Here is a 23677-nt window from a genome sequence, read left to right as displayed (position 1 = left end):
GGCGCGGTGGAACATTTTCTGGCATTAACCCTGGCGGGGCGATTGCCCCATCACTTTCACGGCGAGACGGCTCATTTCCGCTGGCACTGGCTCGGGGAAGGGATCCTTGAGCTGACGCCGCATGCGCGCTGCGAGCGCGGGCTGGTACTTTCCTGCGCCATTCATGGCAACGAAACGGCGCCGGTGGAGATAGTCGACCAGCTGGTGCAGCGACTGGTCCGGGAGGCGCTCCCGCTGCGCTGGCGGCTGCTGGTGATCGTCGGCAACCCACCAGCGCTGCGGGCGAATAAGCGCTATCTGCACAGCGATATGAACCGCATGTTTGGCGAGCGCTGGCGGCAGTTTCCGCTCAGTGAGGAGACGCAGCGGGCGCAGCGGCTGGAGCAGGCGGTGGCCCGCTTTTATCGCGACCACGATGGCCCGCGCTGGCACCTCGATCTGCATACCGCGATCCGCGGGTCGCTACATCCGCGCTTCGGCGTGCTCCCGGCCCGCGATACGCCGTGGGAGGAGGATTTTCTTCACTGGCTGGGCGGCGCCGGGCTGGAGGCGCTGGTGTTTCATCGCCAGCCCGGCGGGACCTTCACCCACTTCAGCTGCGAACGGTTCGCGGCGCTGGCCTGCACCCTTGAGCTGGGCAAAGCGCTGCCGTTGGGGGAAAACGATCTGACGCAGTTTGCCGCCGTCCAGAGGGCGCTCTCCCGGCTGCTGGTGGGGGATCTGGCCATTGCCGACGCCCCAGCGCCGCTGCGCTACCGGGTGGTACAGCAGCTAACCCGCCATAGCGATGATTTCCGCTTGCATATGGCGGATCAGACGCTGAACTTCACCCCCTTCGAACCCGGCACGCTGCTGGCGGAGGAGGGCGAGACGCGGTATGTGGTGGGGCATGAGACGGAGTATGTTCTGTTTCCTAACCCGACGGTGGCGAAAGGACTGCGCGCCGGCCTGATGCTGGAGAAATTATCCTGAGGGCAAGCCGTCCGCCAGGCGGCCTGCTTTATTTCGCGCGTCTTTTTTCGCCATCTTATTTTTTCGTGCCCCAGTGTAAATTTGCAGATTATTCCTGGTAAAATGCTTTGTTTTTAATCCCCCCTCCTTTATACTCTCCATAATTTCTCTGCAAAACAGTAAGTTATTTATTTTTTATTGCAATTCTTCGGCTAAATTCCTTATTTTCTCCATAATTGGCGAGAAACTGTTTTTTACACTTTCATTGTTTTACTCTTGCTCTGACTAATTGACGATTAACGTCGTAAAGTTAATCTCGTCAACACGGCAACGCGCCGTAAGAATAACGTAAAGTAAGGATTGAATGATGAAGAAACTCACTGCACTGTTTGTTGCCTCTACTCTGGCTCTGGGCGCGGCTAACCTGGCACACGCCGCCGATACCACCACCGCGCCGAGCGACAGCAAGCCGATGATGATGCATCATAAAGGCGGCCCGGGTCAGCATGACATGATGTTTAAAGGCCTGAACCTGACCGATGCGCAGAAGCAGCAGATCCGCGACATCATGAAGAGCCAGCGCGAAAATATGAAACGTCCGTCCCTTGAAGAACGCCGCGCGATGCACGATCTGATCGCCAGCGACACCTTCGATAAGGCGAAGGCGGAAGCGCAGATCGATAAGATGGAAGCGCAGCATAAAGCGATGGCGCTGTCCCGCCTGGAAACGCAGAACAAGATCTACAACATTCTGACCCCAGAGCAGAAAAAACAGTTCAATGCTAATTTTGAGAAGCATCTGACAGAACGCAACGCGCCGGCAGGTAAAATGCCTGCACCTGCTGAATAATGTAGCGCACTGAATCAAGACCGCCGGTCTTGCCCAATAATGCCATCAGGCGTTGGGCAGGGCCGGCGGTTTTTTATTGGTGGCTTCTCAGCCAAGCGGATGCAGCGGATAGTCTCCGCTGAGCAAAGGCTTACAGAGGATCTTGTAACCATCCTGGTCAAATCCGGCGGGCAGACGGGTCAACTCCGCCGCCTGGTCGAGCGATTCAACGGCGCCCAGCCACAGCCAGTTATGAATGACGTGATACTGCGTCATGTCCGGGCCGCGCTCCTCCAGCGCCACGGGCCCCGCCCACGGCCAGCACACCAGCTGCAGTCTGCTCATCTGCGCCAGCAGGCGCTCTTTGTGCGCCTCCACGCTCTCCTTTCCACAGCAGGCCCCGGCGCAGCGGCCCAGCGCGGAGCGAAAGCAGGCGCGGCCGCGGCTGAGCGGTTCCAGACCAAGCAGGCCATAACAGAGGCGCTGTTCGTCAGCGAGGCTCTGCAGCATCTGCAGCGCCGCCCGCCGGTTGGCGAACAGGCCATAGAGATGCTGCTGGTGCGAGAAATCAACCTCACGGGCATAGACAATCTGCGGCCGGTCGTCCGCAAGTAGCCAGGCGCAGAGCTGCTTGTTACGCCGTAGCCGCTTGTTAAACAGCGGCTGCTGCTCTTTAATCAACCGCGCCTCCAGCAGCAGCGCTCCCAGCTCGCCAGCGGTGCGCTGCCAGGTGATACGCCGCGACTGACGCAGCATCGCGGCCTCTTCAGGGGTGCGCAGGTGGGATAACACCCGGCTGCGGAGGTTGACGCTCTTACCGATATAGAGCGGCATCGTGTCGCTGTCGCCGTGAAACTGATAGACGCCCGGCAGCTTCGGCAGCGCCTCCAGCCACGGGCGAAGATGTTCGGGATATTCATAGATCGCCGCCGCCTCAAACTCGAGACGCGGGGCTGATTGCTTTCTGGCCACAATAACTCCTGGTACTGTCTATCCATCCAGTATAGCAGGCCATTTTTGCGGCGAAAAGGACAAAAAATAACCCCGGCGCAGGCCGGGGCGGGGGGAGAGACTATTTTTTCCAGAAATCGTCAAAGACGGTGATCGGCGGCCGACGCTTGTGTTCGGTTTTCAGATACCAGCCCTCGATCGTTTTGGCGATGCTCGGGTCCAGCGTTTTGCCTTCCAGATAATCGTCGATGTTCTCGTAGGTGACACCCAGGGCCACTTCATCCGGCAGGGAGGGGCGATCGTCTTCCAGGTCGGCGGTGGGCAGCTTCTTATACAGATGTTCCGGGCAGCCGAGATGGGCCAGCAGCTGTTTGCCCTGACGTTTGTTCAGGCGGAAAATTGGGTTGATGTCGGTGCCGCCGTCGCCATATTTGGTGAAAAAGCCGGTAATCGCTTCCGCCGCATGGTCGGTACCGACCACAACTCCTTTGGTCATTCCGGCGATGCTGTACTGGGCCTTCATTCGCTCACGGGCTTTTTCATTTCCGCGAACGAAGTCGCTCAGTTCGATGCCTGCTTCGCGCAGCGCCTGTTCGCTGGCCAGCACCGCAGCTTTAATATTGACTGTCAACACCCGGTCAGGCTGGATAAATGCGATGGCGTCCTGGCAGTCCTGCTCATCAGCCTGCACGCCATAGGGTAAACGGACGGCGATAAACTGCAGGCTACTGTCGCCGGTTTCGGCACGCAGTTCGTTAATCGCTATCTGGCACAGTTTTCCCGTCAGGGTGGAGTCCTGACCGCCGCTGATACCCAGCACCAGCGATTTAATAAACGGGTAGGTCTGCAGGTATGACTTCAGGAAATCGACGCTGCGGCGGATCTCGCCTGCGACATCAATCTGCGGCTTTGCGCCCAGCGCCTGAATAATCTCTTGTTGTAGCGTCATCGCGCCCTCCGAAAGTGAATCTGTTTGGCAAGCTGTTGGCTTAAAGCTACCTCTTTGCCGCTGAAACGACAAGGACCGGGGTTTTGACTGCCGGAAAAGAAGGCAATCAATGACATAGGTTTTCATTATAGATGCTGTACCGCGCATTGCGCCGCCGTCCGACGTCGGCAGAACAATCCTGTTTACGCAATAACATAACCTGACATGATTTCGCTGTTCGGCTTGAAAAATAACACTATTTATTCCAGGCTTATCGTTACACAGTAGAAAAGAGGAACCAAAATGAACAAAAGCTTAGCAGGAATACTGGGCGTCACCGTCGCGTTAACCTTACTGGCGGGCTGTACCGCTTACGATCGTACCAAAGACCAGTTTACCCAGCCGGTGGTGAAAGATGTGAAGAAAGGGATGTCGCGTCAGCAGGTGATGCAGATCGCCGGCAAACCTTCAACGGAAGTCACCATGGTCCATGCCCGCGGCACCTGCCAGACCTATATCCTCGGTCAACGAGATGGTAAAGTTGAAACCTACTTTGTGGCCCTCGACGAAACGGGTCACGTCATGAACTCCGGCTACCAGACCTGCGCCGAGTATGATACCGACCCGCGCAACGCCAGGTAAGCTTCCTACTGTTTACTGACTTCTACGTAAGCCCGACCACTGGTCGGGCTTTTTTGTGAGTCATGATGCTTATTTAATTGCGCGAATTATTTGGATGAAAATGTGAGGGTAGTCAAAACCGGAGGTCAATGAGAGACAATTCTGTTCAACAGCGAATTATCCTGGCGGCTCAGCTTGCCGTATACTCAACTCATAAACAGAATTAACCGGATGTTACCAGTCTTACCGGCTCTCAGCGGTTACTGAAGGCCCTGGTCTCACACATTGAGGAAGCGTTCATGGAAAAGAAACACATTTATCTCTTCTGCTCGGCAGGCATGTCCACGTCACTGCTGGTCTCCAAAATGCGGGCGCAGGCGGAAAAATATGAAGTCCCGGTCATTATTGAAGCCTATCCCGAAACCCTCGCGGGCGAAAAAGGGCCGGAAGCCGACGTAGTATTATTAGGGCCACAAATTGCGTATATGTTACCGGAAATTCAGCGCCTGCTGCCGAATAAACCGGTTGAAGTTATCGACTCCCTACTCTATGGCAAAGTTGATGGTTTAGGGGTATTGAAAGCCGCCGTCGCGGCTATTAAGAAAGCTGCAGCACAATAATTTTAACTTTTAAAACTCGATGTATTTTGACGCCTGGCGGCTGCCTGTTGCCGGACGTCAAAAAATAATGAGTTTATTTTCCCGTCAAAGAGTAATTTCATACATCATCGCCGTAATAGTTTATTGCGGCTTTTAAGGGTATTGACTATGAGTAAAGTGATCGATTCGCTTGAAAAGGTACTCCTTCCTTTTGCAGTGAAAATAGGAAAGCAGCCGCATATTAATGCAATAAAAAATGGATTTATTAAATTAATGCCGTTGACCCTCGCCGGGGCCATGTTTGTGTTAATTAACAACGTTTTTCTGAGCTTCGGCGAAGGCTCTTTCTTTTATTCCATGGGCATTCGCCTGGATGCCTCCACCATTGAAACCTTAAACGGCTTTAAGGCTATCGGCGGAAACGTCTATAACGGCACCCTCGGGATTATGTCGCTAATGGCGCCGTTCTTTATCGGTTCCGCGCTGGCGGAAGAGCGCAAAGTTGACCCGATGGCAGCTGGCCTGCTGGCGGTGGCGGCCTTCATGACCGTGACCCCGTATAGCGTGGGCGAAGCCTATGCGGTGGGCGCCAACTGGTTGGGCGGGCAGAACATCATCTCCGGGATGATTATCGGTCTGGTCGTTGCGGAACTGTTCACCTTCGTGATCCGTCGCAACTGGGTGATTAGACTGCCGGACAGCGTGCCGGGGTCGGTATCACGCTCTTTCTCAGCGCTGATCCCGGGCTTCTTGATCCTCTCCATCTTCGGCATTATCTCGTGGGCCCTGGCGAGCTATGGCAGCAACTTCCACCAGATCATCATGGACTCTATCTCGACGCCGCTGGCGGCGATGGGCAGCGTGGTTGGCTGGGCATACGTTATCTTTAACTCTCTGCTGTGGTTCTTCGGTGTGCACGGTTCTCTGGCGCTTACCGCCCTGGATAACGGCATCATGACGCCGTGGGCGCTGGAAAACATCGCGCTGTACAACCAGTACGGCTCTGTTGATGCGGCCATCGAAGCGGGCAAACAGTTCCACTTCTGGGCTAAGCCGATGCTCGACTCCTACATCCTGCTGGGTGGCTCCGGGGCGACGCTGGGTCTGATTATCGCCATCTTTATCGCTTCTCGCCGCGCTGACCATCGTCAGGTTGCCAAGCTGGCGCTGCCGTCAGGCATCTTCCAGATTAACGAACCGATTCTGTTTGGTCTGCCGATCATCATGAACCCGGTGATGTTCATCCCGTTCGTGCTGGTTCAGCCGATTCTGGCGGCCATTACGCTGGCGGCCTACAGCCTGGGGATTATCCCACCGGTGACCAACCTGGCGCCGTGGACTATGCCGACCGGTTTGGGAGCGTTCTTTAACAGTAACGGCAGCGTTGCCGCCCTGCTGGTGGCCCTGTTCAACCTTGGCGTCGCTACCCTGGTCTACCTGCCGTTTGTGGTGCTGTCGAATAAAGCGCAGACCGTTATCGAGCAGGAAGAGAGCGAAGAAGACATCGCTAACGCACTGAAATTCTGATACCGCGCGGTACGGGCAGCGTCCCGTACCGCCTGATAAATGAGGGAAATATTATGTTTGATCTGGACAACATCGACGCGGTAGAGACCCCGGAAAATGACCTCGAAGAGGTAGTGATGGGGCTGATTATCAACTCCGGACAAGCCCGTAGCCTGGCCTATGGCGCGCTGAAGCAGGCGAAGCAGGGCGACTTTGCGGCAGCGAAAGCGATGATGGAGCAGTCGCGCCAGGCGCTGAGCGAGGCGCATCGCGTGCAGACCCAGCTTATCGAAAGCGACGAGGGCGAAGGGAAAATGAAGGTCAGCCTGGTGCTGGTGCATGCCCAGGACCATCTGATGACCTCCATGCTGGCTCGTGAGCTGGTGGCCGAATTGATTGAGCTGCACGAGAAGGTACAATAGGCCATCGCGACGATGAGGCAGCCCAGAATGATGACCACCGAGATCAGTACCGCCAGAGAACAACAGCTGTTCAACGGGAAGAACTTTCATGTGGTCATCTATAACAAAACGGAAAGCGTGAGCGGGCTTCACCAGCATGATTACTACGAATTTACCGTGGTGTTAACCGGGCGCTATTACCAGGAGATCAATGGCAAACGGGTGCTGCTGGAGCGCGGGGATTTCGTCTTTATCCCGATGGGCTCGCACCACCAGAGCTTTTACGAGTTCGGGGCGACGCGCATCCTTAACGTCGGCATCAGCAGACGCTTCTTTGAGAAACACTACCTGCCGCTGCTGCCGTTTGGTCTGGTGGCTTCGCAAGTCTACGCCGTGCAGAGCGCTTTTCTCGGCTACGTTGAGTCGGTCATCGCCTCACTCAATTTTCGCGAAACGGAATTTGACGAATTTATCGAGCTGGTCTCCTTTTATGTCATTAACCGTTTACGCCACTATCGTGAAGAGCCGGTTGCCGACGTGACGCCGCAATGGTTAAAAAATACCGTGGAAGCCATGCATGATAAGCTGAAATTCGGTGAAGGCGCTCTCGAAAATATGGTTCGCTTATCCGGAAAAACGCAGGAATATTTAACCCGGGCGACCCAGCGCTATTATGGTAAAACGCCGATGCAGATAATTAATGATATCCGTATCAACTTTGCCAAAAAACAGCTGGAAATTACCAATTATTCGGTGACGGATATTGCGTATGAATCAGGTTACAGCAGTCCGAGCCTGTTTATTAAAACCTTTAAAAAACTGACGTCGTTTACGCCGAGCAGTTATCGCAAACATTTGACCAGTATTAATTAAACCCGCGCGGCGTTCGCCGCCAGGTTTATACCGAAAATCATTCAAGTTAACTGTCCGCATTGTTGCGGAGAGCGGCCTGCGTCCAGGCGCAGCGCCTAAGGGAGAAAAAGATGAGCCAGAAATTAAAAGTAGTCACTATTGGCGGCGGCAGCAGCTATACCCCGGAATTACTGGAAGGATTTCTGAAACGTTATCATGAACTGCCGGTAAGCGAACTGTGGTTGGTAGACGTCGAAGAGGGCCAGGAGAAGCTCGATATTATCCACGCGCTGTGCCAGCGGATGGTGGAAAAAGCCGGCGTGCCGATGAAAGTCTATAAAACGCTGGATCGCCGCGCAGCGCTGCAGGGCGCAGATTTCGTCACCACCCAGCTGCGCGTGGGCCAGCTGAAGGCGCGTGAAAAAGATGAGCGCATCCCGCTGAGTCACGGCTACCTGGGTCAGGAGACCAACGGGGCGGGCGGGTTGTTTAAAGGACTGCGCACCATCCCGGTGATTTTCGATATCGTGAAAGATGTGCAGGAAATTTGCCCCGACGCATGGATCATCAACTTTACCAACCCGGCGGGCATGGTCACCGAGGCGGTCTATCGCCACACCAATTTCAAACGCTTTATCGGCGTGTGCAACATTCCTATCGGCATGAAGATGTTCATCACCGACGTGCTGCAGCTGAGCTCGAGCGATGAGCTGAATATCGACCTGTTTGGTCTGAACCACCTGGTGTTCGTCCGCGACGTGCTGGTTAACGGCGTCTCGCGCTTCGATGAACTGCTGGACGGCGTGGCCTCCGGCCGTCTGACCGCGAACTCGGTGAAAAACATCTTCGACCTGCCGTTTAGCGAAGGGCTGATCCGCTCCCTGCGCCTGATCCCATGCTCTTACCTGCTCTACTACTTTAAGCCAAAAGAGATGCTGGCGATTGAGATGGGCGAGTACTACAAAGGCGGTGCGCGCGCCCAGGTGGTGCAGAAGGTGGAGAAACAGCTGTTCGAGCTGTATAAAAACCCGGATCTTAACGTTAAGCCGAAGGAGCTGGAGCAGCGCGGCGGGGCCTATTACTCTGATGCCGCTTGCGAAGTAATCAATGCCATCTATAACGACAAGCAGACTGAGCACTATGTGAATATCCCGCATCATGGCCATGTCGATAATATCCCGGCGGACTGGGCGGTAGAGATGAGCTGCACCTTAGGCCGCGACGGCGCGAAGCCGACGCCGCGCATTACTCATTTCGATGAGAAGGTGTTAGGGCTTATCTACACCATCAAGGGGTTCGAAGTGGCGGCCAGCCAGGCGGCGATCAGCGGTGAGCTGAACGATGTCCTGTTGGCGCTGAACTTAAGCCCGCTGATCCATTCCGATCGTGACGCCGAACAGCTGGCGCGGGAGATGATTCTGGCGCATGAAAAATGGCTGCCGAACTTTGCGGCGACGATCGAAAAACTAAAATCGTAACGGGAGTAGCAAATGGAACGCGTATTGATCGTCAATGCCGACGACTTCGGCCTCAGTAAAGGGCAGAACTACGGCATTATCGAGGCCTGTCGCAACGGCGTGGTGACATCGACCACCGCGCTGGTCAACGGCGCGGCCATTGACCACGCCGCCCAGCTGAGCCGCAGTACTCCGGAGCTGGCGGTCGGTATGCACTTTGTACTGACGCTGGGCGAGCCGCTGTCGGCCATGCCGGGATTAACCCGCGATGGCCGGCTGGGCAAATGGATCTGGCAGCAGGCGGAAGAAGATAGCCTGCCGCTGGAAGAGATCGCCCACGAGCTGGCGTGTCAGTACCATCGTTTTGTCGAACTCTTCGGCCATGAGCCGACGCATATCGACAGCCATCACCATGTTCATATGTTCGCCCAGATTTATCCCATCGTCGCGGCCTTTGCCCGCGAGAAGGGCATTGCGTTACGTATTGACCGCCAGGTGGCGGCGCAGAGTGGGCTCGACCAGCAGGCGGCGCGCAGCAGCGCCGGCTTCAGCAGCGAGTTTTACGGCGAAGCGGTCTCTGAGGAACTGTTTCTGCAGACGCTGGATGCCTCCATCGCCCGCGGGGAGCGCTCCCTGGAGGTGATGTGTCATCCGGCTTATGTCGATCGGATCATTATGGGCAGCGCCTACTGCTATCCGCGACTGGATGAGCTTGATGTGCTGACATCTGCTTCACTGAAAGCGGCGGTGGCCGACCGGGGTTATCGTCTGGGAACCTACCGCGACGTGTAAGCCCGACGGGGGAAAGGGAAAGTGAATCAAGCCCGGCACAGCGTGCCGGGCTTTTTACTACGCCGGAATAGCGGCGATTTTCGGGCTTCTCGACCACACGCGGTGGGCCGTCATCAGGGCGAGCAGTTTGTCCGCCGCTGGCGTGTCGAGCGCATCGGTGACGATGACCCCCTCTTCACCTTGGGTCGGAACATGCAGAACGGACGTCAGCTGCCGCGCATCCCCTGCCAGCAGGATCGGCTTCAGATGTTTATAGGCTTCCAGCAGGTAATAGGGCGCGTCACCGCTCTGACTCAGGGCGCTGAGGTCGCCGCCGGGCACCACCACCGCATCCACCGTCAGCGACGGGGAGCCGGCGAAGGTGCCGGCGATCGGCAGCGGAGAACCATCGTCGGCAATGACTTCGCCCATTCGCGAGTAGAGCAGCTTGCTGTGCACGCCCTGGGCCTGCAGCGCCTGCAGGAGCTGAACCAGATCCTGCGCTGAGGTGCGTTCGTTGAGCAGGACTGCCACCACGCGACCTTTCACATCTCCTTCGGCGTCGGCGTAGAGGCTGAGGCTGGGGTCTTTCTCCACGCCATTGACCGGGGCGGGCAGGGTAATGTTGCGCTGATCGTCGCTCAGTTCGATGCCTAAGTTCGCCCCAACCGCTTCCGCAAGCTTAGTATCAATGTGGGCCAGATGATCGACCACCCGCTCGCGGATCCAGGTGCGGACCACTTTGCTGAGTTCGAAGCTGAAACCATCGATAATATGCTGCTGTTCAATCGGCGTCTGGCTCAGCCAGAACAGACGCGGCTGGGCGTAATATTCGCCGAACGAAGGGCTGCGCTGGCGGATTTTTTCGCCGTCGACGCGCTCGGCGAGGGACTCAAAGCCACCGCGTTTGGCGGCAGGCGGCGTCTCGCGCGGCCAGTTGTCGTTAATCGAGTTGGGCTCGTAGTTGGCCGGATTGGTGTCAATGTCCATCCGGTGCATCCCGTCACGCTGGAAATTATGATACGGGCAGGTCGGACGGTTGATGGGGATTTCATGGAAGTTCGGCCCACCCAGGCGGCTAATTTGCGTATCGGTGTAAGAGAAGAGACGCCCCTGCAGCAGCGGATCGTTGCTGAAATCAATGCCCGGGACGATATGTCCGGGATGGAAGGCCGCCTGTTCATTTTCGGCAAAGAAGTTATCCGGGTTGCGGTTGAGGACCATTCTGCCAACCCGCTGCACCGGCACCAGCGCCTCGGGGATCAGCTTGGTGGGATCGAGCAGGTCGAAGTCAAAAGCAAATTCATTCTCTTCGGGGATCAATTGCAGGCCAAGCTCAAATTCCGGGTAGTCCCCGGCTTCGATGGCCTCCCATAGATCGCGGCGATGAAAATCGGGGTCGCGGCCGGTCAGCTTCTGCGCTTCATCCCACACCAGCGACGCCTTGCCGGCGACCGGTTTCCAGTGAAAGCGAACGAAGGTGGCTTTGCCCTCGGCATTAATCAGACGGAAGGTATGGATCCCGAAGCCTTCCATGGTGCGATAGCTGCGCGGGATGCCGCGATCCGACATCGCCCACATCACGTTGTGCAGCGTTTCCGGCTGCAGGGAAACATAGTCCCAGAAAGTATCGTGGGCGCTCTGCCCCTGTGGGATGGCCCAGTGGGGTTCAGGCTTCACGGCGTGGACAAAGTCGGGGAACTTCATCGCGTCCTGGATGAAGAAGACCGGTGTGTTGTTGCCCACCAGGTCAAAAATCCCTTCGTCAGTGTAAAACTTGGTAGCGAAGCCGCGAATATCGCGGACGGTGTCCGCCGACCCCGCGCCGCCCTGCACGGTGGAAAAGCGTACAAACACCGGGGTGATTTTATCGGCTGACGAAAGAAAATCGGCTTTAGTCAACGCAGCCAGGCTTTTGTAGGGCTGGAAGTAGCCGTGGGCGGCAGAGCCGCGGGCATGAACGATACGCTCCGGAATACGCTCGTGGTCAAAGTGGGTGATCTTCTCCCGCAGGATAAAATCTTCCAGCAGCGTTGGGCCGCGGCTACCGGCGCGCAGCGAATTCTGATCGTCAGCAATGCGCACGCCCTGGTTGGTGGTCAGCGGAAAATCTTCCCCCCCTTTGCGTTGCGCCTCCAGGGAATCCAGTTTGCTGTTATGAGTATCGGGCGCTTTCAGGCTGCCTGGGGCGGTGGGTTCGACGCCCGGAGCGGTAGGTTTCGGCGTGGGGCGCAACTCCCGATCGTCCGGCGCCAGCGAATCGAGACCCGGCTGCGCTTCCTCGCTGTCGTGGACCGGTGCCTGCTGTTGGTGAGGGTTCGGGTGCTTATCAGACATTACTCGTCTCCTGCTTTCATTGCTAAAAGTGGTCGTTGATAGACCAAAACCCTTCTAACTATAGAACATTACGCTGTCTGCGCCCGGCGAGGGGGCAGGGAGTTATCCTAAAATGCGCATCGGCGGCGAAGGGGCGACGAACGGGGCCACAATCGGCTATGATAGAGGTTTCTGTTTCCCGCTATGTTTAGTGAATCCATTTGTTATGAAACCATTGCGCCAACAAAATCGCCCTGTCATTAGCTACGTGCCGCGCGTGGAGCCTGCGCCCCCGGAACATGCCGTGAAAATGGACCATTTTCGCGATGTCTGGATTTTGCGCGGGAAGTATGTCGCTTTTCTGCTGATGGGGGAGCATTTCCGTCGCTCACCGGCATTCAGCGTGCCGGAGTCGGCGCAGCGCTGGGCTAACCAGGTGCGTCAGGAAGGTGAGATTGAAGCCTGAGTCGGCTGCAGAAATAAAAAAACCGCTGAATGATCAGCGGTTTTTTTTGTGCTTGCCGTTTAGCGATGCGCCAGTTCGGCTTCTTCCTCGCTATCGAAGATCGACTTGTCGGTCTGGCGCAGCCACTGGCTGGTCAGCGTCCCGGCGGTCATTGAGCCGTTAACGTTCAGCGCGGTACGCCCCATATCGATCAGCGGTTCGACGGAGATGAGCAGGGCTACCAGGGTCACCGGCAGGCCCATCGCCGGCAGGACGATCAGCGCGGCGAAGGTCGCGCCGCCGCCCACCCCGGCGACGCCCGCCGAGCTGACGGTGACGATGCCCACGAGGGTGGCAATCCACATCGGATCCAGCGGGTTGATGCCCACGGTCGGCGCGACCATCACCGCCAACATTGCCGGATAGATACCAGCGCAGCCGTTCTGGCCGATGGTGGCGCCAAAGGAGGCGGAGAAGCTGGCAATCGACTCCGGTACGCCGAGACGACGGGTTTGCGCCTCAACGTTCAGCGGAATGGAGGCGGCGCTGGAGCGGCTGGTAAAGGCGAAGGTGATCACCGGCCAGACTTTACGGAAGTACTTCAGCGGGCTGACGCCGTTAATCGCCAGCAGCAGGCCGTGGACGACAAACATAATACCCAGCGCAATGTACGAGGCTACCACGAAGCCGCCAAGCTTGATGATGTCCTGCAAATTCGACCCGGCAACCACTTTGGTCATCAGGGCCAGCACACCGTAAGGGGTCAGCTGCATGACCAGACGAACCAGCTTCATTACCCAGCCCTGCAGGGTATCGATCGCGGTCAGCACGCGCTGGCCTTTTTCCACATCCTCTTTCAGCAACTTAAGCGCTGCGACGCCGAGGAACGCCGAGAAAATGACGATGCTGATGATGGAGGTTGGGTTAGCCCCGGTCAGGTCAGCAAACGGGTTCTTCGGCACGAAGGAAAGGATCAGCTGCGGGACGCTGAGATCCGCTACTTTCCCCACATAGTTGCTCTGGATGGCGTTCAGACGGGCGGTCTCCGCGCTGCCCTGGACCAGACCCTCGGCGGTGAGGCCGAACATATTGGTCACCAGCACACCAACCAGGGCGGCGATCAGGGTGGTGAACAACAGAGTACCGATGCTCAGGAAGCTAATTTTCCCCAGCTGCGAGGCATTATGCAGGCGGGCCACCGCGCTAAGGATGGAGGCGAAGACCAGCGGCATAACAATCATTTGCAGCAGCTGGACGTAACCGTTGCCGACGATATTGAACCACTGGATGGAATCCTTCAGCACCTGGCTGTCAGACCCGTAGATCAGCTGCAGCGCCAGACCAAAGACCACGCCAGTCGCCAGACCGACCAGCACTTTTCTGGCCAGGCTCCACTGTTTATGGCGTGTTTGCCCCAGCGCAAACAGTAATACGGCGAACACGACTACGTTCGCTATTAATGGAAAGTTCATCCCCGTTCTCCTGATATTTTTATAACCTGGGCTGGTGGATAACCAGCTCTTATGACGGCAAGGTTAGCAGAAGGCGTTATCAAGGACTTATATTCAAATGGAATGGGTTATAACCAAATGGCGTTTTCCGCCGCTTTATCGCCCACTCTGGTGACTTATAAAGCGATTGAAGGTGATCTGCAGGGAATTGATCACCCCGGATGACCAGCGTATCGCGCTGTTGTCCGCCAGCGTCTGCGGCATCCAGACGGCATAGACGAACAGCGCCATACACAAGGCGCGTTCGAGCTGATTGCCCTTGCGCGGCGCAAGGATCGGCAGCCGGAAGCGCCAGCGACAGGGCCACAGCAGCGGCACACCGGCGGGGGTGAGCATATCGGCGAGAATGTGGCTGAGATAGCCCAGCACCAGGCCCTGGAGAGCGTCTGCCGGGACAATCCAGCTGTCAGGCACTTTCAGATAGAACAGCGTCAGCGCGCCAAAGACGGCCAGCAGGCTGTGGGTGAAGCCGCGGTGGCCAAAGGCCCGCGCCACGGGCTTTGAGATCCAGCTCAGCCGTTGGCCAAGAAACGACTTTGGGTGATCGATGTCCGGCAGCAGGCAGGTCAAAACAGCCGAGGGCACAATATGCCACCAGTCGCCCTGCGCCAGCACCGGCGTTAACTCTGCGTTTTTGGCAAATACTGCGCAGGCGATTGAAAAGAAGAGATGGCCTTCCGCCGTCATGATAACACACCCTAAACTGTCGATTCATACAGTATAGGGTTTTTATACAGTGTACGGAAGAGGTGACGGTGTAACTCTTTGTCACAAACTCTCAGCGCGCCAGCCATCCGCCATCGACGGCCAGCGTATAGCCGTTAATATAGTCGGCCGCTGATGAGGCGAGAAACACCACCGGCCCCTGCAGGTCTTTCGGCGCTCCCCAGCGACCAGCGGGAATGCGCTCGAGGATCGCCTGGTTACGCTCTTCATCTTCGCGCAGCGCCTGGGTGTTGTTGGTGGCCATATACCCGGGCGCTATGGCGTTGACGTTGATACCCTGGCCAGCCCATTCGTTAGCCAGCAGACGGGTCAAACCCAGCACGCCGCTTTTCGAGGCGGTGTAGGAGGGGACGCGGATCCCGCCCTGAAACGAGAGCATCGAGGCGATGTTAATGATTTTCCCGCCTTCCCCCTGGCGAATGAACTGCCTGGCGACCGCCTGGCTGAGAAAGAAAACCGCTTTGAGATTCAGGTCGATCACCGCGTCCCAGTCGCTTTCCGTGAAGGTCAGGGCATCATGGCGGCGGATAATTCCGGCGTTGTTGACCAGAATATCGACCCGGCCCATCGCCGCCACCGCCTGGTCGACCAGACCGCTCATATCATTCTCTTGGCTGAGATCCGCCTGAATGGCGTGAAAGCGGCGGCCCAGCGCCAGCACCTGGGCGGCCGTATCATGGGGAATTTTACGGTTGATGCCGACGATATCGCACCCGGCCTGCGCCAGGCCCAGCGTCATTCCCTGTCCCAGGCCGGTATCGCAACCGGTCACGATGGCGACCTTACCCGTCAGGTCGAAGGCGTTCAGTACCATATTCACCTCTGTCAGCTGATCTACTGGCGTACGATGACGCCACCTGTGACCAGCATAGAGGGAGGAAAACAAAATTACAATTAAAATGAAACAATGTTTTGATTTTGTTGCCGGCGGCGTGACAGCGATTGTTGCACCCGCCAGCGGTCTTAACCGAGCAAGTTCTCAGCAGTGAGTGCCAGCAGTGACGGAAGCTTGACGTCCGCCAGCGCAAAGCGCGGGTCGCGGCTGTTCTCCGCTTCCGGCACCACGATAGACCGCATGCGCGCGGCTTTGCTGGCGATCATGCCATTGACCGAATCCTCCAGCGCGACGCAGCGCTGCGGGTCGACTCCCAGGGCAGCGGCGCAGTTGAGGTAGACCTGCGGGTGCGGTTTGCTCCAGGGTAAATGCTCCGCAGAGGCGAGAGCATCAAACTGGTCGCGCAGTTCAAACATATCGAGCACTTTCTCCAGCATCATCAGCGGCGAGGCCGAGGCCAGGCCCACCTTTAAGCCCTGAGCTTTACACAGGGCCACTGCCTCGCGTACGCCCGGCAGCAGCGGGCGTGAGGCTTCCACCAGCTCAATGGCGCGACGAATAATGCGCGCGGTAGCTTCCGCCCGGTCTACGCCGTGCCACGGCTGCTGCGCGTACCACAGATCCACCACCAGGTCGATTCGCAGACCGAGCAGGTCGGGCAGTTCATCGCGGCGACGGGTATCCACCCCCAGGCTCTCCATGACCTCGACCTCCGCCTGATCCCAGAGCGGCTCCGAGTCAATCAGCAACCCGTCCATATCAAATATCGCGGCCTCAATGCGGCGCTTCGCTGACATATGTCCTTCTCCTGTTGCGTAATCAGATAAACGAATCGGCAATCATGGTATATCATACCGCGCATTATTGGGCGAAATTCGCCGTGGCAGATAGACTTATACCCGACATACTCGGGGGAGCGAGGGAAGCCAGCGCCACGCAACAGGCAGCAGGCGAACCACCAACGCGTCTTTAACAAGGGGAACTCATGACGTACCAACAAGCTGGACGCATAGCGGTTATCAAACGCATTTTAGGATGGGTTATCTTTATTCCCGCCGTGCTGTCGACGCTGATTTCTGTGCTCAAATTTATGTATGAGCACAGTGAAAAGAAACCCGGCATTGATGCGGTAATGATGGATTTTGCGCACGTGATGATTGAGATGATGCGCTTTAACACGCCGTTCCTGAACTTTTTCTGGTACAACTCGCCGCTGCCGGATTTTCACCATAGCCTGAACATCGGCTTCTGGATCATCTTCATTCTGGTGTTCGTCGGCATGGCCCTGCAGGCTTCCGGCGCGCGAATGGCGCGGCAGGCGAAATTTCTCCGCGAGGGGATTGAGGATCAGCTGATCCTCGAACAGGCCAAAGGCGCAGATGGGTTAACCCGCGAGCAGCTTGCTGAACGCATTGTGGTACCGCGCCATACTATCCTGGTGCAGTATTTCCCACTGTACGTGCTGCCGGTGATCGTGATTGTCATCGGTTACTTCTTCTTTTCGCTGCTGGGCTTTCTGTAAGTCAGGTGCCCGGCAAGCCGGGCACCTTCTTATTCCGCTGGCAGAGGACGTGGTTTTCCCTGATTATCAACGGCAACGTAGATAAACAGCGCTTCCGTCGCCTTGTAGCGCTGGCCAATCGGTTCTGAAGAGACTTTTTTCACCCACACTTCGATGTTAATTGTCACCGAGGTGTTGCCGCGCTTCACGCAGCGGGCGTAGCAGCACACCACGTCGCCAACGGCGACCGGGCGTAAAAAGGTCATCCCATCCACCCGCACGGTCACCACGCGACCCTGGGCGATCTCTTTGGCCATAATGGCGCCGCCAATATCCATCTGCGACATCAGCCAGCCGCCAAAAATATCCCCGTTGGCATTGGTATCCGCCGGCATTGCCAGGGTGCGTAAAACCATTTCGCCCTTTGGGGCGAGATCTGTTGTTGTCATGCTCTACTCTGTTGTGGTCAAAGACGATCAGCGGGATGCTACTATGAAAATAGCGCAGTGAGAATAGGGGAATACGCCCGCTGGCGCGGGCGCGGTGGTTCAGAAGGAGAGGGTAACGCCGGCGTAATACGCGCGGCCAGGCTCATTGTAGGTCGAGGCGCCGGCATTTTCGCGATACAGTTGTTTATCAAATAGATTACTTATTCCGGCATTCAGGCGAATATCCCGGTTTAGCTGATACTGAGTACCAATACCCACGATGGAATAGGCGCCAACCTCAGTGGTGGCAAGGGTCCCGGTTTCGTTGCGGATCTCCGCATACTGACGCGGCTTCTGACGGCCATAAAGCGTCCAGTTCACATTCGCAGACAGGGCGTCGTTTACCTGCCAGTCGAGCATCGTGTTAACGGTATATTTCGGGATAACCGACAGCGGGTTGCCTGTCTCTTTACTTTCAGATTTGAGCATCCAGGTGGCATTGGTCCGCCAGCTGAGGACATCTCTCAGCACCGGGATCAGCAGATTTCCTTCCAGCCCCTCGACCACGGCTTTGCCGCCGTTCTGCCATTGCAAAATATTATTGCCGCTGGAGGTATAGCCCAGTACCTCTGTTCCGGAGACGATTTTGTTTTTGTAATCGTTGCGAAACCAGGTGACCCCGGCAGCGTAACCATTAAGGTTAAATTCGATACCGATCTCTTTGTTGATACTGATCTCCGGGTCGAGGTCAGGGTTACCCAGCAGGTAGCAGCTGCCTTCAGCGATCGTGTTTGGACAACCGTTGCCGCGGGTGGAGAGCAAATAGCCTTTACTGGATTGATAGAGGTTTGGCGCTTTAAACACGCGCGCGATACCGGCCTTCAGCGTGACCATATCGCCGAGCTCCTGGGACAGATTGAGGCTGGGGCTCCAGTTACTGCCAAACTGATTATGATAATCGAAGCGAATGCCGGGGATCAGGTTGGTGCCGGGCACGGCTTCGATATTATCTTCCAGATAGATACCGGTGAGGGTGGCGCTGTTTTTGGTACTGCGTTGCGTAGGGTCGCCCGAGGTCCCAGGGATAGTCTCGCCGTTGCTGTTAGTGGCCTGCATCGATGCCGGGTCGTCGAGCTGATCATGGTTCCATTCCATTCCCAGCGTCAGCGTCTGGTCCGCCAGCCAGAAGAAAGGCACATTGAATTCCGAGGTAGTACGCCAGGATTCCAGACGGCTGGTGGCATAATCTTCACTGTTGATCATGCCTTCGACGCGGCCGGTAGAGCCTTCCTGCAGGCGGGTATTGTTGGTTTTCTCGTAGTAAACACCGGCTTTGGACTGGCCCCAATCCCATAGACCGTTGTAGGTCAGTCCCCAGGACTGGCGATAGAGGCGATTAGTTTCGTGGCCGTACAGGGAGTCCACCAGCCCGTTCGGGCTAAGATTGCCGTTGCTGTACTGGGTATCGCCAGCATAGATATTCCCCTGACGGCTATAGGCGTAGCTGAAATCGAGAATTTGTTGCGGGGTCATTTTCCATGACAGTAGCGCGTTAATGTCTTTATTGCGGACCCCTTCGCGCCCCGCAGCGTAAGAGCCGTTTTGCGCATGGTTAATATCCCAGGCGTCGGGTTCCGTTTTATTGATATTGCCATACAGGCGCATCGTCAGCGCCTCGCCGGCCAGTGGGCCGCTGAGATTGAAGTTAGCGCGATTGGTCGTGCCTTCTTTGTTGTTTTCCGGCTGGTTGGTGAAGAAAGACAGCGAACCGTGCCAGGTGTTGGTCGGACGTTTGGTAATGATATTGACCACTCCGCCCGCCGCGCCGGAACCATAGCGCGCGGCTGCCGGACCGCGGAGAACTTCAATCCGTTCGACCATTTCGGCAGGTACCCAGTTGCTGTCGCCCCGGGTATCGCGTTCGCCGCGCCAGCTATAGCGAACCGCGTTACGTGACGTGACCGGTACCCCATCTATCAGGATCAGGGTGTTCTCCGGCCCCATGCCGCGGATATCAATCTGGCGGTTGTTGCCCCGACTGCCGCTGGCGCTGTTGCCGGTCAAGTTCACCCCGGGCATTTTACGGATGATGTCTGAGAGATCGTTGACCGGCGGCTGCTTAGCAATATCCTCAGCCGTGATAATCGACACCCCGGGCTGTTGCTTAAGCGCCTCTTCCGCCGTACTGCGCACAATCATCGTTTCGGTATCTTGTTCTGATTCTTCAGCAAAGGCGTTAGGGGCGAGGAGACTGGATATGACCAGCGCCAGGGTCGTGGGCACAGAATATTGCGGCGATCTCATGTAAATATCCTTTTCAAAACAATGCAAAATGATATCGAGAATATTAATGATAACAATTATCATTACAATGTAACGAGATGAATCTCCATAAAATCCTCACAATTACCGCAACTTTTTATGCAGTTGAGAGAAATCGTGAAGAGAGCCTACACAGTGTGGCCGGGAAGCTGTCAGCGTATGCGCTGAGGTTGTGTGGTTGCAGGGAATGTTTGCCAGTGCAGTAAGCTTATAGGGGGCGAGCGCGGCGCGCGATGGCGCGCCGGCGGAGGGGTTAGTGGTGGTCGTCCTGCGGCATATGACGGTAGATGTAGATCCCGCTCAGCAAGGTAAAGACCAGCGTGAGGGCGGTTAAACCAAAGACCTTAAAGTTAACCCAGATATTCTGCGGCAGCCAGAAGGCGATATAGATATTGGCCAGCCCGCAGAGAATAAAGAACACCGCCCAGGCCAGGTTAAGTCGCGACCAGACCTGCTGCGGCAGGCTCAGCTCTTTACCCAGCATGCGCTGGATCAGCGGCTTTTTCATCACCCACTGGCTGAACAGCAGCGCGCCGGCGAACAGGGCATAGATCACCGTCACCTTCCATTTAATAAACTCATCATTATGGAAGAAGATGGTTAACCCGCCGAAGACGGCCACCAGCACGAAGGTGATCAGCGCCATTTTTTCCACTTTCCGGTAGCGCACCCAGCTGTAGATCAGCACGACGGCGGTCGCCACAATCAGCGCCGTGGTGGCGGCGTAGATATCGTAAAGCTTATAAAAGGCAAAGAAGACCACCAGCGGTAAAAAATCCAGAAACTGCTTCATACATCGATCCCGTCTTTCAGGACGGACCGGGGAAGGCCCCGGTCCTGGTTAAAATTAGCTGCGGATAAGCATATACACGCGAAATAAATAGATCAGCAACAGGGCGGAAATCAGGTTGCTGATGGTATTAATCACCACCGCGCCGACGTTTGGCGTCAGGGCGGCAAAGCTGGAAGCAAACAGTAACAGCAGGGTTTTCGCCACCAGCCAACCGATAATAGCCGGCGCCACCAGCCGCAGATTGGCCCACGCCAGGCGCATGCTGCTGCGCATGGCGCCGAGGATGCCCATTTTGTCCTGTACCAGCATGATCGGCGCAAAGGCCAGCACGATGGCCAACAGCACGCCGGGCACCAGCACCAGCATCATCCCCATCTGCACCAGGAAGGTGGTGAACAGGATCAGCAGCAGCAGCTTGGGCAGGACCGGCGCCGAGGCGCCGATGGCGCGCAGGGCGCTAACGCGATGACCGGCGGAGACCAGCTGGATCAGCAGCAGGACGCCGCCGACGAGGATCGCATTACCTACCAGACCCGAGAAGGTTGATGCCGCCGAGGCGCGCAGCAGAACCTGCTGCTGCTCCGGCGTCATGTTCTGCACCAGCTCGAACAGCCCGGCGCTACCGGCGAGGTTATCGCCTTCGCTGAGTATCGACAGCTGCTCGTCGCTGGGTGAAAAGGCATGGCCAAGTACTACCGTAATAAACGCGCACAACAGCGCAATCAGTAAAATAGTAATGAACTGATTACGAAAAAAATTCCCGGTGTCACGGTAGACGGACTTCGCCGTGATAGACATGCATTCTCCTTGAGTGTCGCAGGTGTTAACTAGCCGGCGATTGTACCGCAAATCGTTCCGTCGTAGCACTCTCTGCGCCGGTCAGGGCAGGTATATCTTTGTAAAGAGGCCGCAATGGTGGCAGGCCGTAGCGCGCCCGCGCCCGGTTGCAGGCATCGTTTTCCTCGCCATTTTCCCCGGACATGGCGAATTCGCGACACGGCGAAGGCCGGTTTTCATAAATAGTGCAGTGAACGGCGTCGCCGATATCGCCAGACAGGGCCGCGCAGCGACTCTGGCGCTGGTTGGTGCCGCTCATGCAGCGCAGGAAAGGGGTCAGCGGTTCGGTCAGCGCGGAGGGCACCAGGCCGCCCGCATCGTCGGCTTCCGCCCAGTAGAAAGAGACTCGAAAATACGCACAACAGGCACCGCACGTCATGCACGGGTTGATTTCACTCATAATTACACCTGAAAAAAACGCATCAACACAGATTGTCGGCAGTTAACTTATCCAGCCGCCTCAGCGACGGCAAGAGGGGCAGAAATAAATTTTTGCGCGAAAAGTGAAAATTGATGTGCGAACAATTCAAGGCATTGCGATCGGTAGCAAAAATTAATCTGGATCAATAAATGTTAAATCTGAGGACTTAGTGTGATCTAAAACAGATCAAACGTAACTCGTTATAGGTATATTTGGCCGCGCTGAAAAACCATAATGAGGAAGTGGATATGAAGAAGTTAGCAGCGGCGGCATTGATTCTTGGCACGCTTTCTACCGGCAGCGTCTGGGCGCATGAGGCGGGGGAGTTTTTCATTCGTGCCGGGACCGCCACCGTCCGACCGACGGAGGGCTCTGACAATGTGTTAGGCAGCCTTGGCAGTTTCAACGTCAGTAACAATACCCAGCTGGGTTTAACCTTTACCTATATGGCGACCGATAACATTGGCGTGGAGTTGCTTGCCGCGACGCCGTTCCGCCATAAGGTCGGCACCGGGCCAACCGGGACTATCGCCACCGTCCATCAGCTGCCGCCCACCCTGATGGCGCAGTGGTACTTTGGCGATGCGCAAAGCAAGGTGCGCCCGTACGTGGGGGCCGGTATCAACTACACCACCTTCTTTAATGAAGACTTTAACGATACCGGCAAGGCGGCCGGGCTTTCCGATCTGAGCCTGAAGGACTCCTGGGGCGCGGCGGGGCAGGTCGGCCTCGATTATCTGATTAACCGCGACTGGCTGCTGAATATGTCGGTGTGGTACATGGATATCGATACCGATGTGAAATTCAAAGCCGGCGGCGTGGACCAGAAAGTCAGCACCCGTCTGGATCCGTGGGTGTTTATGTTCTCCGCAGGCTATCGGTTCTAAATTCTTCTGTAAACTGGCCAACGGATGGCCAGTTCATTGTCTCGTCACACCTGTCTGCCGCAAGCCTCTGTCATCAACAGCGGATCACACTTCCGTCCACTGGCGCAGCAGGTTGTGATACATGTTGAGCAGGGAGAGGACCTCTTCTCCGTCGCCAAAGCGGGCCTTCAGAGACTGGATGGTGCGGTCCAGGTTGTAAAGCATCGCACGCTGCTTATCGTCGCGGACCATCGACTGGATCCACAGGAAAGAGGCCTGGCGGACGCCGCGGGTGACCGGGGTGACGCAGTGCAGGCTGCTGGCGGGATAGAGCACCAGATGCCCGGCCGGGAGCTTCACCCGATGTTGGCCATAGGTGTCTTCAATCACCAGTTCGCCACCCTCATAGCTCTCCGGATCGCAAAGGAACAGCGTCGCTGACAGATCAGTGCGCATCCAGCCAGCCTCGCCGTTCTGGCGAACGGCGCCATCGACGTGAAAACCATAGGTCTCCCCTGGCCCATAGCGGTTAAACAACGGCGCGGAAATCGTCCGCGGCAGCGCGGCGGAAAAAAACTGCGGATGGCCGCGCAGCATATCGAGCACAGCGGCCTGCAGGCGGGCATACAGCGGCGTTCGGGTATCGATCTGCTGGTTCTGTTTGACGGCCGCCCCCTGGCTACCCACCGTAACCCGCCCGTCGACCCACTCGGCCTGCGCCAGTTGCCGGGTAAATTCCGCCACCTGGTCTGTCGATAGCACGTCAGGAATGTGATACATCATCGCGGTGTTCTCTCTAAAAAGTGGGGC

The 23677-nt window shown here is 56.7% G+C and carries 26 protein-coding genes; 13 read left to right on the top strand and 13 right to left on the bottom strand.

Translation table 11 applies throughout. The annotated features are described in order from the left end of the window. The first annotated feature begins 6 nt into the window (after positions 1-6). A complete protein-coding gene (gene astE / locus RRF55_RS17905; protein ID WP_032414806.1) occupies positions 7-972 on the top strand; it encodes a succinylglutamate desuccinylase in 966 nt (321 codons plus the stop codon). Positions 973-1315: 343 nt separating this feature from the next. After that, positions 1316-1801 (top strand): ATP-independent periplasmic protein-refolding chaperone Spy, encoded by a 486-nt coding sequence (gene spy, locus RRF55_RS17900; protein ID WP_004217130.1) that lies wholly within the window; start codon positions 1316-1318, stop codon positions 1799-1801. 87 nt (positions 1802-1888) lie between these two features. Here the strand turns inward: spy and cho are convergent, their stop codons facing one another. Then, positions 1889-2752 (bottom strand): excinuclease Cho, encoded by an 864-nt coding sequence (gene cho, locus RRF55_RS17895; protein ID WP_002901541.1) that lies wholly within the window; start codon positions 2750-2752, stop codon positions 1889-1891. A 100-nt stretch (positions 2753-2852) separates the two neighbouring features. Next, positions 2853-3680: an ammonia-dependent NAD(+) synthetase gene (gene nadE / locus RRF55_RS17890; RefSeq protein WP_004151921.1), complete on the bottom strand. Its 828-nt coding sequence runs from the start codon at positions 3678-3680 to the stop codon at positions 2853-2855. Between the two features lie 282 nt (positions 3681-3962). Here nadE and osmE point away from each other — a divergent pair, with 282 nt between their 5' ends. From osmE to chbG, 8 genes are all read left to right on the top strand, one after another. Then, complete coding sequence (gene osmE, locus RRF55_RS17885; protein WP_002901544.1) at positions 3963-4301, top strand: osmotically-inducible lipoprotein OsmE; 339 nt, start codon at positions 3963-3965, stop codon at positions 4299-4301. A gap of 278 nt (positions 4302-4579) precedes the next feature. Beyond that, positions 4580-4900, top strand: a complete 321-nt coding sequence (chbB, locus tag RRF55_RS17880) for a PTS N,N'-diacetylchitobiose transporter subunit IIB (protein WP_002901547.1) — start codon at positions 4580-4582, stop codon at positions 4898-4900. 19 nt (positions 4901-4919) lie between these two features. Further along, on the top strand, positions 4920-5036 hold the full coding sequence (locus tag RRF55_RS17875) for a hypothetical protein (RefSeq protein ID WP_014907779.1): 117 nt from the start codon (positions 4920-4922) through the stop codon (positions 5034-5036). 11 nt (positions 5037-5047) lie between these two features. Beyond that, complete coding sequence (gene chbC / locus RRF55_RS17870; protein WP_004148091.1) at positions 5048-6406, top strand: PTS N,N'-diacetylchitobiose transporter subunit IIC; 1359 nt, start codon at positions 5048-5050, stop codon at positions 6404-6406. 53 nt (positions 6407-6459) lie between these two features. Further along, a complete protein-coding gene (chbA, locus tag RRF55_RS17865) occupies positions 6460-6807 on the top strand; it encodes a PTS N,N'-diacetylchitobiose transporter subunit IIA (RefSeq protein ID WP_004140356.1) in 348 nt (115 codons plus the stop codon). Between the two features lie 27 nt (positions 6808-6834). Beyond that, the gene (gene chbR, locus RRF55_RS17860) at positions 6835-7659 is read left to right on the top strand and encodes a transcriptional regulator ChbR (protein ID WP_002901552.1); all 825 of its coding nucleotides are present in this window, start codon (positions 6835-6837) and stop codon (positions 7657-7659) included. 110 nt (positions 7660-7769) lie between these two features. Next, positions 7770-9116, top strand: coding sequence for a 6-phospho-beta-glucosidase (locus RRF55_RS17855; RefSeq protein ID WP_016530008.1), 1347 nt, complete (start codon positions 7770-7772; stop codon positions 9114-9116). Positions 9117-9128: 12 nt separating this feature from the next. After that, on the top strand, positions 9129-9887 hold the full coding sequence (gene chbG, locus RRF55_RS17850; protein ID WP_004183684.1) for a chitin disaccharide deacetylase: 759 nt from the start codon (positions 9129-9131) through the stop codon (positions 9885-9887). 57 nt (positions 9888-9944) lie between these two features. On the opposite strand, the gene katE is transcribed toward chbG, so the two are convergent. Continuing rightward, complete coding sequence (gene katE, locus RRF55_RS17845; RefSeq protein WP_130974912.1) at positions 9945-12203, bottom strand: catalase HPII; 2259 nt, start codon at positions 12201-12203, stop codon at positions 9945-9947. Between the two features lie 190 nt (positions 12204-12393). On the opposite strand from katE, the gene cedA reads away from it, so the two are divergent. After that, positions 12394-12648 (top strand): cell division activator CedA, encoded by a 255-nt coding sequence (gene cedA / locus RRF55_RS17840; protein WP_008807754.1) that lies wholly within the window; start codon positions 12394-12396, stop codon positions 12646-12648. A gap of 59 nt (positions 12649-12707) precedes the next feature. Here the strand turns inward: cedA and RRF55_RS17835 are convergent, their stop codons facing one another. From RRF55_RS17835 to hxpB, 4 genes are all read right to left on the bottom strand, one after another. Further along, positions 12708-14099: an L-cystine transporter gene (locus RRF55_RS17835; protein ID WP_004151918.1), complete on the bottom strand. Its 1392-nt coding sequence runs from the start codon at positions 14097-14099 to the stop codon at positions 12708-12710. Between the two features lie 135 nt (positions 14100-14234). Then, the gene (locus RRF55_RS17830) at positions 14235-14825 is read right to left on the bottom strand and encodes a metal-dependent hydrolase (RefSeq protein ID WP_002901611.1); all 591 of its coding nucleotides are present in this window, start codon (positions 14823-14825) and stop codon (positions 14235-14237) included. Positions 14826-14916: 91 nt separating this feature from the next. Then, positions 14917-15678: a 2-dehydro-3-deoxy-D-gluconate 5-dehydrogenase KduD gene (kduD, locus tag RRF55_RS17825; RefSeq protein WP_004176511.1), complete on the bottom strand. Its 762-nt coding sequence runs from the start codon at positions 15676-15678 to the stop codon at positions 14917-14919. A 149-nt stretch (positions 15679-15827) separates the two neighbouring features. After that, a complete protein-coding gene (gene hxpB, locus RRF55_RS17820; protein WP_004140335.1) occupies positions 15828-16496 on the bottom strand; it encodes a hexitol phosphatase HxpB in 669 nt (222 codons plus the stop codon). 188 nt (positions 16497-16684) lie between these two features. Here hxpB and RRF55_RS17815 point away from each other — a divergent pair, with 188 nt between their 5' ends. Further along, a complete protein-coding gene (locus RRF55_RS17815; RefSeq protein ID WP_002901627.1) occupies positions 16685-17221 on the top strand; it encodes a YniB family protein in 537 nt (178 codons plus the stop codon). A 29-nt stretch (positions 17222-17250) separates the two neighbouring features. Here RRF55_RS17815 and yciA read toward each other — a convergent pair whose 3' ends face one another. The 5 genes from yciA to RRF55_RS17790 all read right to left on the bottom strand — a co-directional run bounded on the left by yciA (position 17251) and on the right by RRF55_RS17790 (position 21980). After that, a complete protein-coding gene (gene yciA, locus RRF55_RS17810) occupies positions 17251-17649 on the bottom strand; it encodes an acyl-CoA thioester hydrolase YciA (RefSeq protein WP_002901629.1) in 399 nt (132 codons plus the stop codon). A 99-nt stretch (positions 17650-17748) separates the two neighbouring features. Beyond that, positions 17749-19932, bottom strand: coding sequence for a TonB-dependent siderophore receptor (locus tag RRF55_RS17805; RefSeq protein WP_023283572.1), 2184 nt, complete (start codon positions 19930-19932; stop codon positions 17749-17751). A gap of 271 nt (positions 19933-20203) precedes the next feature. Further along, on the bottom strand, positions 20204-20743 hold the full coding sequence (locus tag RRF55_RS17800; protein ID WP_002901631.1) for a septation protein A: 540 nt from the start codon (positions 20741-20743) through the stop codon (positions 20204-20206). A 54-nt stretch (positions 20744-20797) separates the two neighbouring features. Continuing rightward, positions 20798-21541, bottom strand: coding sequence for a YciC family protein (locus RRF55_RS17795; protein ID WP_002901632.1), 744 nt, complete (start codon positions 21539-21541; stop codon positions 20798-20800). A gap of 25 nt (positions 21542-21566) precedes the next feature. Then, on the bottom strand, positions 21567-21980 hold the full coding sequence (locus tag RRF55_RS17790; RefSeq protein ID WP_002901633.1) for a YkgJ family cysteine cluster protein: 414 nt from the start codon (positions 21978-21980) through the stop codon (positions 21567-21569). 269 nt (positions 21981-22249) lie between these two features. On the opposite strand from RRF55_RS17790, the gene ompW reads away from it, so the two are divergent. Then, positions 22250-22888, top strand: a complete 639-nt coding sequence (gene ompW, locus RRF55_RS17785) for an outer membrane protein OmpW (RefSeq protein WP_002901634.1) — start codon at positions 22250-22252, stop codon at positions 22886-22888. Between the two features lie 84 nt (positions 22889-22972). Here ompW and ybiX read toward each other — a convergent pair whose 3' ends face one another. Then, entirely contained in the window at positions 22973-23650 is a 678-nt protein-coding gene (gene ybiX / locus RRF55_RS17780; protein WP_130974910.1) for a PKHD-type hydroxylase YbiX, read from the bottom strand. Positions 23651-23677 lie beyond the last annotated feature (27 nt).

It is taken from the genome of Klebsiella sp. K47, from assembly GCF_051858335.1.
GTDB lineage: Bacteria > Pseudomonadota > Gammaproteobacteria > Enterobacterales > Enterobacteriaceae > Klebsiella > Klebsiella pneumoniae.
Note: the sequence above shows the minus strand (reverse complement) of the source record. Positions and strands in the feature narration are given on the sequence as shown.